Annotated in this window: 11 protein-coding genes; 5 read left to right on the top strand and 6 right to left on the bottom strand. The window is 58.8% G+C overall.

The features are described from left to right. Positions 1-19: 19 nt before the first annotated feature. The 6 genes from flhA to hypA form a co-directional block, all read right to left on the bottom strand. On the bottom strand, positions 20-2,092 hold the full coding sequence (flhA, locus tag ABK821_RS02020; RefSeq protein ID WP_142502504.1) for a formate hydrogenlyase transcriptional activator FlhA: 2,073 nt from the start codon (positions 2,090-2,092) through the stop codon (positions 20-22). A gap of 461 nt (positions 2,093-2,553) precedes the next feature. Next, entirely contained in the window at positions 2,554-3,564 is a 1,011-nt protein-coding gene (gene hypE / locus ABK821_RS02025; RefSeq protein ID WP_343178964.1) for a hydrogenase expression/formation protein HypE, read from the bottom strand. Beyond that, a complete protein-coding gene (gene hypD, locus ABK821_RS02030; RefSeq protein ID WP_395033805.1) occupies positions 3,561-4,682 on the bottom strand; it encodes a hydrogenase formation protein HypD in 1,122 nt (373 codons plus the stop codon). The genes hypE and hypD overlap by 4 nt, the downstream gene beginning before the upstream one ends. Further along, on the bottom strand, positions 4,683-4,955 hold the full coding sequence (locus tag ABK821_RS02035; protein WP_138359788.1) for a HypC/HybG/HupF family hydrogenase formation chaperone: 273 nt from the start codon (positions 4,953-4,955) through the stop codon (positions 4,683-4,685). Beyond that, positions 4,946-5,818, bottom strand: coding sequence for a hydrogenase nickel incorporation protein HypB (gene hypB, locus ABK821_RS02040; protein ID WP_142502500.1), 873 nt, complete (start codon positions 5,816-5,818; stop codon positions 4,946-4,948). The genes ABK821_RS02035 and hypB overlap by 10 nt, the downstream gene beginning before the upstream one ends. Positions 5,819-5,896: 78 nt before the next feature. Further along, a complete protein-coding gene (gene hypA, locus ABK821_RS02045) occupies positions 5,897-6,247 on the bottom strand; it encodes a hydrogenase maturation nickel metallochaperone HypA (RefSeq protein WP_138359786.1) in 351 nt (116 codons plus the stop codon). 208 nt (positions 6,248-6,455) lie between these two features. Between hypA and hycA the strand changes: the two genes are divergently transcribed. The 5 genes from hycA (at position 6,456) to hycE (ending at position 12,108) form a co-directional block, all read left to right on the top strand. Further along, positions 6,456-6,905, top strand: coding sequence for a formate hydrogenlyase regulator HycA (gene hycA, locus ABK821_RS02050; protein WP_138359785.1), 450 nt, complete (start codon positions 6,456-6,458; stop codon positions 6,903-6,905). Positions 6,906-6,987: 82 nt separating this feature from the next. After that, on the top strand, positions 6,988-7,596 hold the full coding sequence (locus tag ABK821_RS02055; protein ID WP_308564410.1) for a 4Fe-4S dicluster domain-containing protein: 609 nt from the start codon (positions 6,988-6,990) through the stop codon (positions 7,594-7,596). Continuing rightward, a complete protein-coding gene (hycC, locus tag ABK821_RS02060) occupies positions 7,593-9,455 on the top strand; it encodes a formate hydrogenlyase subunit 3 (protein ID WP_343178962.1) in 1,863 nt (620 codons plus the stop codon). The genes ABK821_RS02055 and hycC overlap by 4 nt, the downstream gene beginning before the upstream one ends. A gap of 2 nt (positions 9,456-9,457) precedes the next feature. Continuing rightward, positions 9,458-10,381, top strand: a complete 924-nt coding sequence (locus tag ABK821_RS02065) for a respiratory chain complex I subunit 1 family protein (RefSeq protein WP_343178961.1) — start codon at positions 9,458-9,460, stop codon at positions 10,379-10,381. 17 nt (positions 10,382-10,398) lie between these two features. Further along, positions 10,399-12,108 (top strand): formate hydrogenlyase subunit HycE, encoded by a 1,710-nt coding sequence (hycE, locus tag ABK821_RS02070; RefSeq protein ID WP_138359781.1) that lies wholly within the window; start codon positions 10,399-10,401, stop codon positions 12,106-12,108. Positions 12,109-12,114: the final 6 nt, after the last annotated feature.

Genomic DNA, 12,114 nt, shown 5'->3' on the forward strand with positions numbered 1-12,114 from the left:
TTTAGAAATGACTCTCTGGTTATACCAGAACATCTTTGCTAATGCCCAGACGTTTCATACGGGAAAGTAATGTTGTGCGTTTTAATCCCAGTCGTTGGGCCGCGCCTTTCGGCCCGGCAACCACGCCGTTGCTCTCTTTCAGTACCCGGACAATCAGCTGGTATTCGTCCTCTCCTTCTTTTGCTGCTACCTCCGCTGTCAGCGGCGCCTGCTCGATACTTATTTCCGGTAGTGATAATTGCAGCACGTTGCCGCGGGTCAGCAGCACCGCCCGTTCGATAACGTTCTCCAGTTCGCGCACATTACCCGGCCACTCCATACGGCTGAGGGTACGCAACGTTTCCGCCGGAATGCTGTCGATATTGCGCCCAAGACGGCGGGCGATTTTAAAGGTGAAGGCTTTCACCAGTAACGGAATATCGTCCGGGCGTTCGCGCAACGGCGGCAGGTGGATCGGAAAGACGTTCAAGCGGTAGTAGAGATCGCTACGGAATTCACGATTGGCGACCATCTGCTTAAGGTCGCGGTTAGTCGCGGCGATCAGGCGGACATCGGTGTGAATCAGCTTATTGCTACCGAGGCGTTCGAACTCCTGTTCCTGTAATACGCGCAGCAGTTTCGGCTGCAGTTCCACGGGCATGTCGCCGACTTCATCAAGGAACAGCGAACTTTTATCCGCCAGTTCGAAGCGGCCAATGCGCTGGGCGCTGGCGCCGGTAAAGGCGCCGCGCTCGTGGCCAAAGAGATCGCTTTCCAGCAGTCCGGCGGGCATGGCCGCGCAGTTCATTTTCACCATCCGGCGGCTGTTGCGGCCGCTCAGGTTATGAATGGCGCGAGCAATCAGCTCTTTACCGGTCCCGGTTTCGCCAAGGATAAGCACCGTGCTGTCGCTGTGCGCCACCATCTCGACCTGCTTAAGCACGCGGTGCATCGCTTCGCTGCGGCCAATGATTTCGCCAAATTCGCTCTCGACGTTATTGAGCTGTTCAGTCAACGCGAGGTTCTCATCCACCAGACGCTCTTTCAGGCGCTGAATCTCACGATAGGCGAGGGCGTTATCAATGGCGATTGAGACCCGTTCGGCAATCTGCCGCAACAATTTGAGGTTGGTGGTGGTGAATACTTTTTCATCGCACTGCGCCAGCTTCAGCACGCCAAGCAGCGTGTTGCCGGACATCAACGGCAACAGGCACAGGGTCTGGATTTTGTTGTCCCATATTTCAAAGAGCATTTTTTCGTACGGCGCCAGCCGGTCATAATCGTGCAGATTGAGCAGCAGCATTTCTTTGCTCTTAAATACCCGCTCGGTCAGGGTTCCGGCTTCATCCACCTCGCTTTGATCGTGCACCGGATGGTCGGCGTCAAGATAGTGGGTGGAGTAGATATTGAGCTTGCCTTTACGGTTGCTGCGCAGCACGACGCTGATGGCGTCAATGCGGAAATAATGATAAATCTCCTTCGCCACTTCGCTGACCAGCTCATCGATATCCAGCCGCGAGAGTACGGCATTGGTGATCGCCACCAGAATGCGAAAATTATCGCGCTCACGACATAGCAGATTGTAATCGCTGTTATTGCTGACACGGCTCTGGATTTGCTCGGTCACCACGGCAATGATTTGCGTAAAGGTGTGCAGCCGCTGGTACTCTTTTTCCGTCCACGGTTGGTCGGCATTGCGTATAAATTCGCAGCCGCCGAAGATGCGGCCCTCCGCCGCCAGCGGCAGCAGGCAGTAGTAACCAAATGTGGGGTAGAGTCCGCTGCTGGCCAGCTGCGGCCAGGTTTCGGCAAAAGTCGCCCTGTCGCAATACAGCGCATCCGGTCGCGACAGCAGGCGTCGTACCGGACCGTTGGCAAGGACGGTTTCGTCTTCGTAGTTTAGCGGGTGCCCGGCTTCGTCGCAGGCATGCCGGACCGCACGATGGTTACCGGGATGCCATAAAATAATTGCCGCCCGGTCGGCGAGCGCGGACTGTTGCACCAGACGGGTTAACGTTTCGCTCAGCGCAGCCAGATCCGGCTGCTGTAATAACGTGCGGGTGATATCAAACAGGCCCTGCTGCCCAAGATCGCCCATTGGTGTATACGACATTGCTTAAGCCCAAAAGCACCGCAAAGCAGCGCGTAATAAAGTGATGATACAAATAAGAGCCTATCCCATTAGGGCTATTTTGCTTGTCATTTTGAACCTGGGCAGTGCTCAGAATCCTCACGTACTAGGTGTACGCTCCGCTTCTTCCGTGCTGGCCGTGTTCAAACTGTCTGCGCCAATAACGCCTGGTGGGATAGGCTCTAATAGTCTGTTAAATTAAGCGGTCATTGCCGCCGTAAACCGATCCGTGGTGGCCCGATGATTTGGGCTGGATAATGAAGCGGTGAGCCAGGCGGGTTTTCACCCTTGCTATTCTATCCGTGCCGTGCATTCCTCCTCACCCTCTCCCTGAAGGGGCGGGGGGAGCAACAATGTGTTCTTTAGTTTTCCATAACAAGTCGTTGAGATAATGCTACCCGGACGGGCACAACGCGTCGCCTCCGGGAAATCGCCATACATTGTTAACAAATTCGCGGCAACGGCTCGGCGTGGGGAAGATCAAGGGTGCGCTTCACACCGTACAGGCCGATGGCGCGCACGCCCGGACGTTCCACAACATCGCCAACGATCGCCGCATTGCGCCCCAGCGGGTGAGCGCGTAAACGCGCCAGCACGTTTTCCGCAGCGTGCCGGGCGGCGACAATCACCAGCTTGCCCTCATTGGCAAAATTAAGCGCATCCAGCCCGAGGAGTTCGCATACGCCGCGTACGGTATCGTTGATCGGCAGATTTTGTTCATGCAGTTCAATCCCGCAGCCGCTGGCGGCGGCAAACTCATGAGCGACTGCGTTAACGCCGCCGCGGGTCGCATCGCGCAGCGCCTTGACCCCGGGGATGTCGCGCAACGTTTGAATCAGCGGTGTCAGCACCGCGCAATCGCTGGACAGCGCACCGTCCAGCCCCATCTGCTCGCGCAGATTAAGAATCGTTGCCCCGTGATCGCCAAGCGTACCGCTGACCAGCAGCACGTCGCCGGCGCTAATTTGTTGGGCGCCCCAGTGAATGTCTGCCGGGATCGCGCCGATCCCGGCGGTGTTAATAAACAGTTTATCCGCCGATCCCCGCGGCACCACTTTGGTATCGCCGGTGACAATCGCGATCCCGGCTTCCTGTGCGGTCTGCGCCATGCTATTGACGACCGCTTCGAGCGTGGCTATCGCCAGCCCCTCTTCAAGAATAAACCCGCAGGAGAGGTAGCGCGGCAGCGCGCCGCTCACCGCCACGTCATTCGCTGTGCCGCATACCGCCAGCTTGCCGATATTGCCGCCGGGGAAAAATAGCGGATCGATAACATAACTGTCGGTGGAAAAGGCGAGACGATCGCCCTGCGCGGTAAGCCCGGCGAGATCAAGCCGCGCCTGATCTTCCAGTTCCGCCAGCCAGGGGTTGGCGAAAGCCTGCATAAACAGGTCGCCGATCAACTGTTGCATCGCCTGACCGCCGCTACCGTGAGCTAACTGGATGCTTTTCATACTTCGATTTCCTGACTGCGATATTGATACCAGGCGGCGCAGGCCCCTTCCGAGGAAACCATCAGCGCGCCAAAGGCGCTTTGCGGATTGCAGGTACTGCCGAACAGCGGGCACTGGTGCGGCTTACAGCGGCCGGTCAGCACCTCGCCGCAGCGGGCGCGCGGGTCATCGCAAACGCGCTGCGGTGCCGGGCGGAAATGCGCCTCGGCGTCAAAACGCTGATACGCGGGCATCAGACGGACGCCAGAGTTGTTAATCACGCCCAGACCTCGCCACTCGCTGTCGCCGCTGAGGCAGAACACATCGGCGATGACCGACTGCGCCAGTGGATTGCCCTCATCAGGCACCACCCGGCGATACTGGTTTCCCACCTCACTGTGCCGCGCTATTGTCTGCTCAACCAGCATCACCGCGCCTTGCAGTAGATCAAGCGGTTCGAATCCCGCCACCACTAAAGGACGATGATAGTCGCTGGCGATAAACCCGTAGGCTTCGGTGCCAATAACCATGCTGACGTGACCGGGGGCGAGAAAAGCATCGATCCCGTTATTCGGCTGATCGAGCAGGCTGCGCAGGGTCGGCAGCAGAGTGATGTGCTGGCAGAAAAAGTAAAAATTAGCCACATCGCGCTCGCGGGCCTGACGCAGCGTGAGGGCGGTGGCGGGCATAGTGGTTTCGAAACCGAGACCGAAGAAGACTATTTCATGGTCGGGATTTTGCTGCGCCAGCTTCAGGGCATCCATTGGCGAATAGACGATACGCACGTCGGCCCCGCGTGATTTCGCCTGCAACAACGAACCGTTTTTTCCCGGCACGCGCATGGCGTCGCCAAAGGTGCAGAAAATGACGCCCGGACGGCTGGCGATATCGATACAGGCGTCAATGCGTCCCATCGGCAGTACGCACACCGGGCAGCCGGGGCCGTGGATAAATTCGATATTTTCCGGCAACAACTGGTCGAGGCCGAATTTAAAAATGGCGTGAGTATGGCCGCCGCACACTTCCATAATGCGCAGCGGGCGTTCGGCGGTATGCGTCAGCAGGCGGGCCCGCTTGCGAAGGTGTTCCACCAGTTGCATTACCTGCTCCGGAGCGCGGTATTCATCAACAAAACGCATTTACCGCTCCTCGCCGTAGAGCAGCGCGCCGACGTCCGGCTCGACGGCAAACATGTTTTGCAGCGCGTCAAGGGTATCGCGGGCTTCAGCTTCATTAATCACGCTCATGGCGAAACCGACGTGCACCAGCACCCACTGGCCCAGGCGCGGCTGGCCCTGGTCATCGACCGGGCCGACCAGAGTGAGATCGACTTCGCGCTGAATGCCGCACACGTCCACCTTTGCCAGATTGCCGTCAATGGCGCGAATTTGTCCCGGAACGCCTATGCACATCGCTGCGCCTCCAGCCAGTTAAGCCACTGGTCCATGCCTTCCCCGTGGGTGGCGGAAAGAAGAATAATGTCAATATCCGGATTCACCTCCCGGGCACAGGCCAGACATTTTTCCACATCAAAGGTGAGATACGGCAGCAGGTCGACTTTATTGAGCAGCATCAGGCTGGCGGCGGCGAACATATGCGGATACTTCAGCGGCTTGTCTTCCCCTTCGGTCACCGACAGCACTGCCACCTTATGGCGCTCGCCGAGGTCGAAATCTGCCGGGCATACCAGGTTGCCGACGTTTTCGATAAACAGAATGCCGTTGTCATCCAGCGGCAGGCGCGGCGCGGCATCGGCGATCATCTGGGCGTCAAGATGGCAGCCTTTACCGGTGTTGACCTGAATGGCCGGCGTGCCGGTGGCGCGGATGCGCGCGGCGTCGTTGATCGTCTGCTGATCGCCTTCAATGACCGCACAGGGGGTTTTTTCTTTCAGCCGTAGCAGGGTTTCCGTCAACAGGGTCGTTTTGCCGGAGCCGGGGCTGGAGACCAGATTCAGCACCAGCTGGTTTTTGGCGGCGAAGCGCGCGCGGTTGCGGGCGGCCAGACGGTTGTTTTTATCCAGCACGTCGATTTCCACTTCCAGCATGCGTTTCTGGCTCTGACCCGGCGCATGACTACCCGCTTCGCCGTGACCGTAGTGCAGATCGCCGTTTTCAGTACGCTCAGGGGTGAAGCCATCACGTTTTATGCCGGTAATATTCATCATCTGACGCGGGGCGGCCGCGAAGGGGGCGCTGCGAAACGCCGAATGCGGGTTATGTTCGTCGCCTTCTATATAAAGGTTGCCTTTCCCACAGCCGCAAGTCGTACACATAGTTTTGCTCCTGGTCTGTCCCGTCATATTTCGTATTGTCGCTTTGTTGGCCGCGCCTGGCGCTGCGAGACAACCGAATTACCCGGGAATCACTTCTATTCGCTGAATCTGTAAACCCTCGTCCGCCACAATCTGCAACCGATCGCTCTGACACTGTGGACAGCGGCGCACGTGCTGCGAGATAAGCTGCACGTACTGTTGGCAGGATTCACACCAGCATTCAGCCTGTTGTTCGGCGATATGCAGTTCGCAGCCTTCCGCCAGCGTGCCGCGGCACACCAGTTCAAAACAGAAGGTCAGCGCGCTGGCTTCGACGCAGGAAAACGCCCCAACTTTTAGCCACACGCCGGTAACCCGACGTGCGCCAGCCTGCTGCGCCTGCTGTTCGATAATTTCCAGCGCCCGCTGGCTAAGCGTGATTTCGTGCATGATGCCTCCGTATCGCGATGGCCCATCTATGCAATAACGATGCCATCTCACCGCTACTGTCGACTGACTGACGATGACGACCGTCAGGTATCGTCATCGTCATGTCTTCTTAACGCATCGTTGTGATTAAATTTATTAAATATCAATTAATTACAATTTGGCATGGAAAGTGCTTAACCGGTGCGACTCATATCTCGGGGGAACCAGGATGACTATTTGGGAATTAAGTGAAAAGGCGGACTACATCGCCGATCGTCACCGCCAGCATCAGAAGCAGTGGCACACCTACTGCAGCTCGCTGGTCCAGGGGATAACCCTGTCGAAAGCGCGTCTGCATCATGAAATGAGTTGTGCGCCAGATAGCGAACTCTGCTTCGTACTGTTTGGCCACTTTCAGGTCTACGTGGCGCTGGCCGAGGGCTTTAACAGCCATACCATCGAATATTACGTGGAAACCCGGAACCGCGCTGACAGGCAGTTGATTGCCCGGGCAACGCTGGACTCCGATGGCACCATTGATGGCCGTATCAGTAACCGCGATCGCGAACAGGTACTCGAACACTATCTGGCGACGATCGCCACCGTGTATGACCGCCTGTATGACGCGATGGAACAGGACCAGCCGGTGGATTTAAGCCGTCTGACGCTGGCCCGTTAATCGCCAGGTGTCGATAAGTGTCGAAATTGACACTTACGTAGCCTGTTTTCGTCAAAAATGACTTTCACCTGAGGATGACCCGGTGAACCGTTTTGTAATTGCTGACTCCACCGTTTGTATCGGCTGTCGTACCTGCGAAGCCGCCTGCGCTGAGACTCACCGCCAGCAGGGCCTGCAATCTGCGCCCCGCTTGCGGTTGATGCGCAATGAAAAAGAATCCGCGCCGCAGATGTGCCACCACTGCGAAGATGCGCCCTGTGCTGTCGTATGCCCGGTCAACGCGATTAATCGCGTCAATGGCGCGGTACAGCTCAATGAAAGCCTGTGCGTAAGCTGCAAGTTATGCGCAATCGCCTGCCCGTTCGGCGCTATTGCGTTTTCCGGCAGCCGTCCGCTGGATATTCCGGCTAATGCCAATACGCCGATGGCCCCCGCCGCGCCACCGGCCCAGTCCCGCGTCAGCGCTTTGCTCGATTGGGTGCCGGGCGTGCGTGCCGTCGCCGTCAAATGCGACCTGTGCCATTTCGATGAACAGGGCCCGGCGTGTGTACGGACCTGCCCGACCAAAGCGTTGATGCTGGTGGATATTCGTGATATCGCCCAGGCCAACAAGCGTAAGCGGCAACTGGCCTTTCATACCGACTTCGGCGATCTGTCGCGGTTTCAGGCGCAACAAGGGGATGTGAAATGAGTGTGATTGCCTTAGTGAATCAGGCGGTGGTCTGGTACGCCGCCAGCGCGGTGCTGGCGTTTCTGTTCACGCTGCGTAAACCGCTGAGCGGCGCGATTGCCGGGGTGGGCGGCGCGGTCGCCAGCGTCATGCTGGCGCTGGCGGGCGGAACGGCGCTGTTGATGCCGGAGCACGGAGACGACGGCATGTTGCAGATGCTGCATCTGAGCATTCGGATTGGCGGCGTCAACGCCCTGTGGCTGCTGGCGATTGGCCTGTCGGCGCTGCCGATTTCCCTGTTTAATATTTCCTGGCATCGCCACCCGCAGGTGAAGGCTAACGGCCTGCTGGTGAACCTGCTGCTGGCTGCCGCCGCCAGCGCGGTGGTTGTCACTAACTTTGGCGCGCTGGTGGTGATGGCGGAGATTATGGCTCTCTGCGCCGCTTTCCTTACCGGCTGCCCACAGTCCGGCAAACTGTGGTTTGCGTTGGGGCGGTTTGGCACTCTGCTGCTGGCCTGGAGCTGCTGGCTGGTCTGGTCGTTCTACGGCACGCTTGAACTGGCGCAGATTACGCAACTGGCGATGGACGCTCCGCAAAACGCGCTGCTGTGGCTGCCTGGGCTGATCGGTTTTGCGCTGTTGGCCGGTGTTATCCCGCTCCACGGCTGGGCGCCGCAGGCCCATGCGGGCGCCAGCGCCCCGGCCGCCGCGCTGTTCTCCACGGTGGTGATGAAGGTTGGCCTGTACGGCATTCTGACGGTGTCGCTGGCCGGGAGCGTGCCGCCGCTGTGGTGGGGCGTGATGTTGCTGGTGCTGGGAATGATCACCGCATTCGTCGGCGGATTGTACGCCCTGATGGAGCACAATATTCAGCGGCTGCTGGCGTACCACACTCTGGAAAACATCGGCATTATTCTGCTCGGTTTCGGCGCCCTCGTCACCGGCATCGCCAGCCATAACCCGGCGCTGATGGCGCTGGGCTTTATTGGCGGTATGTATCACCTCATCAACCATAGTTTGTTTAAAACCACGTTGTTTCTCGGCGCGGGGGCGGTGTGGTTTCGCACCGGCCATCGCGATATCGAAAAACTCGGCGGGATAGGCAAGAAAATGCCGCTGATTTCGCTCTCCATGCTGGTGGGCCTGATGGCGATGGCTGCGCTGCCGCCGCTGAATGGTTTCGCCGGAGAGTGGGTTATCTATCAGTCTTTCTTCCGGATGAGCACGGGCGAGGTGTTTATTGGTCGTCTGCTTGGGCCGCTACTGGCGACAGGCCTGGCGGTGACCGGCGCGCTGGCGGTGATGTGTATGGCGAAAGTCTATGGCGTCGCTTTCCTTGGCGCACCGCGCAGCCCGGAGGCGGAGAACGCGACCTGCGCGCCGCGGCTGATGACCTTTAGCGTGGCGCTGGCCGCCATCTGCTGCGTGATTGGCGGAGTCGCCGCGCCGCTGCTGTTACCGCTTGTCGGGCGCGTTTTCCCGGCTCATGCTGAGGCTTCAAGCGTGGTTTCCCAGCCGCTGATAGCCCTCCTGCTCATTGCCTGTCCGCTGTTGCCGCTGCTGTTGATGCTCTTCTTTAAAGGCGATCGTCTGCCTGCCCGCACGCGCGGCACGGCCTGGGTCTGCGGCTACAACCATGAGAAATCGATGGTTGTTACCGCCCACGGTTTCGCCATGCCGGTGAAAGAGGCTTTTGCGCCGGTTTTTAAACTGCGTCACTGGTTGCATCCGGCGCGTCTGCTCCCCCGCTGGCAACGTACCGCCGCGCCCGTACGGATTTCCGGCTGGCAGAGCGATTCCGCGCCTGCGCTGTTTCGCGGCGTAGCGCTGGTTGAACTGGCGGTGCTGGTGGTGATTATGATTTCCCGAGGAGCCTGAAAATGAACCTGGTGATTGCATTCTTGCAGGCTCTGGCGCTGTTCGCCGCCGCGCCGTTGCTGTCTGGCATTACCCGCGTCGCCCGCGCGCGTCTGCATAACCGCCGCGGTCCTGGCGTTTTGCAGGAGTATCGCGACCTGATCAAACTCCTCGGGCGGCAGAGCGTGGCGCCCGCGGATTCCGGCTGGGTCTTTCGTCTGATGCCGTACGTGATGGTCGGCGTGATGCTGACTATCGCCACCGCGCTGCCGGTGGTGACAGTGAGGTCGCCGCTGCCGCAACTGGGCGATCTGATCACCCTGATCTATCTGTTCGCTATCGCTCGCTTCTTCTTCGCTATTTCCGGCCTTGATACCGGTAGCCCGTTTACCGCGATCGGCGCAAGCCGGGAAGCGATGCTCGGCGTACTGGTGGAGCCCATCCTGCTGCTCGGCCTGTGGGTGGCGGCGCAGGTGGCCGGTTCCACGCACATCAGCAATATCACCGACACGATTTACCACTGGCCGGTAGCGCGCAGCATTCCGCTGATGCTGGCGCTGTGCGCCTGCGCGTTCGCCACCTTTATCGAGATGGGCAAACTGCCGTTTGATCTGGCGGAAGCGGAGCAGGAGTTGCAGGAAGGCCCGCTGACCGAATACAGCGGCAGCGGCTTCGCGGTGCTGAAGTGGGGGATCGGTCTCAAACAACTGGTGGTATTGCAGATGTTCGTCGGCGTGTTTATCCCGTGGGGACAGTTGGAGACCTTCAGCGCGAGTGGACTGCTGCTGGCGCTGGTACTTGCCGTCGTCAAGCCGATTGTCGGCGTGCTGGTGATTGCCCTGTTTGAAAACAGCATGGTGCGCCTGCGCTTTTGCGCCGTTTCCCGCGTCACCTGGGCCGGGTTTGGTTTTGCCTTTTTAGCCTTCGTCTCCTTGCTGGTGGCGTGATTTAAGAGAGTTTGAGCATGTCTGAAGAAAAAATCGGTCAACACTATCTTGCCGCGCTGCATCAGGCCTTTCCCGGCGTGGTGCTGGATGAAGCCTGGCAGACCAAAGATCAGCTGACCCTCACCGTGAAGGTGAACTATCTGCCGGAAGTGGTGGAATATCTCTACTATCAGCAGGGCGGCTGGCTGTCGGTGCTGTTTGGCAATGACGAACGTAAACTCAACGGTCATTATGCCGTTTACTATGTGTTGTCGATGGAACAGGGGACGAAATGCTGGATCACCGTGCGCGTGGAGGTGGACGCCAGTAAAGCGGAATATCCGTCGGTGACGCCACGGGTGCCCGCAGCCGTGTGGGGCGAGCGTGAAGTTCGCGATATGTATGGCCTGGTACCGGTCGGCCTGCCTGACGAACGCCGCCTGGTGCTGCCGGACGACTGGCCGGATGAACTCTACCCGCTGCGTAAAGACAGCATGGATTACCGCCAGCGCCCGGCGCCAGTCGTCGATGACGAAACCTACGAATTTATCAACGAACTGGGTGACAAGAAAAATAAGGTGGTGCCGATCGGCCCGCTGCACGTCACTTCTGATGAACCGGGCCACTTTCGTCTGTTTGTCGACGGCGAAAACATTATCGACGCCGACTACCGTCTGTTCTATGTCCATCGCGGTATGGAGAAACTGGCGGAAACCCGTATGGGCTACAACGAAGTTACCTTCCTGTCGGACCGCGTGTGCGGCATCTGCGGCTTTGCCCACAGCACCGCGTATACCACCTCCGTTGAAAACGCGATGGGCATCGTGGTGCCGGAACGCGCGCAGATGATCCGCGCCATCCTGCTGGAAGTTGAGCGCCTGCATTCGCACCTGCTGAATCTCGGCCTGGCCTGTCACTTCACTGGTTTTGATTCTGGCTTTATGCAGTTCTTCCGCGTGCGTGAAACGTCGATGAAGATGGCGGAGATCCTGACCGGGGCACGTAAAACCTACGGGATGAACCTGATCGGCGGGATTCGTCGCGATCTGCTGAAAGCGGACATGATCCAGACCCGTCAACTGGCGCAGCAGATGCGCCGGGAGGTGCAGGAGCTGGTGGATATGCTGCTCAGCACGCCGAACATGGCGCAGCGAACCGTCGGTATTGGTCGCCTCGATCCGGAAATCGCCCGTGACTTCAGTAACGTCGGGCCGATGGTGCGCGCCAGCGGCCACGCCCGCGATACCCGCGCCGATCACCCGTTTGTCGGCTATGGCCTGCTGCCGATGGAAGTGCACAGCGAGCAGGGCTGTGACGTCATCTCCCGTCTGAAAGTGCGTATCAATGAAGTCTACACCGCGCTGAATATGATCGACTTCGGTCTCGATAACCTGCCGGGCGGCCCGCTGATAGTTGAGGGCTTCACCTATATTCCGCATCGCTTTGCGCTGGGCTTTGCCGAAGCACCGCGTGGGGATGATATCCACTGGAGCATGACCGGCGACAACCAGAAGCTGTACCGCTGGCGCTGCCGGGCGGCGACCTACGCCAACTGGCCGACTCTGCGCTATATGCTGCGCGGTAACACGGTCTCCGACGCGCCGTTGATCATCGGCAGCCTCGACCCTTGCTACTCCTGTACTGACCGTATGACCGTGGTGGATGTGCGTAAGAAGAAGAGCAAAGTGGTGCCGTACAAAGAACTTGAGCGCTACAGCATTGAGCGTAAAAACTCGCCGCTGAAATAAGGAATC

Source organism: Klebsiella sp. KE9456 (assembly GCF_043832615.1).
GTDB lineage: Bacteria > Pseudomonadota > Gammaproteobacteria > Enterobacterales > Enterobacteriaceae > Klebsiella > Klebsiella indica.

Excerpts from the sequence above, each read along its gene's own strand:
- hycA (WP_138359785.1), top strand. The coding sequence starts at position 6,456 with ATGACTATTTGGGAATTAAGTGAAAAGGCGGACTACATCGCCGATCGT.
- hypA (WP_138359786.1), bottom strand. The coding sequence starts at position 6,247 with ATGCACGAAATCACGCTTAGCCAGCGGGCGCTGGAAATTATCGAACAG.
- ABK821_RS02065 (WP_343178961.1), top strand. The coding sequence starts at position 9,458 with ATGAACCTGGTGATTGCATTCTTGCAGGCTCTGGCGCTGTTCGCCGCC.
- hypE (WP_343178964.1), bottom strand. The coding sequence starts at position 3,564 with ATGAAAAGCATCCAGTTAGCTCACGGTAGCGGCGGTCAGGCGATGCAA.
- hypD (WP_395033805.1), bottom strand. The coding sequence starts at position 4,682 with ATGCGTTTTGTTGATGAATACCGCGCTCCGGAGCAGGTAATGCAACTG.
- flhA (WP_142502504.1), bottom strand. The coding sequence starts at position 2,092 with ATGTCGTATACACCAATGGGCGATCTTGGGCAGCAGGGCCTGTTTGAT.
- hycE (WP_138359781.1), top strand. The coding sequence starts at position 10,399 with ATGTCTGAAGAAAAAATCGGTCAACACTATCTTGCCGCGCTGCATCAG.
- hycC (WP_343178962.1), top strand. The coding sequence starts at position 7,593 with ATGAGTGTGATTGCCTTAGTGAATCAGGCGGTGGTCTGGTACGCCGCC.
- hypB (WP_142502500.1), bottom strand. The coding sequence starts at position 5,818 with ATGTGTACGACTTGCGGCTGTGGGAAAGGCAACCTTTATATAGAAGGC.
- ABK821_RS02035 (WP_138359788.1), bottom strand. The coding sequence starts at position 4,955 with ATGTGCATAGGCGTTCCGGGACAAATTCGCGCCATTGACGGCAATCTG.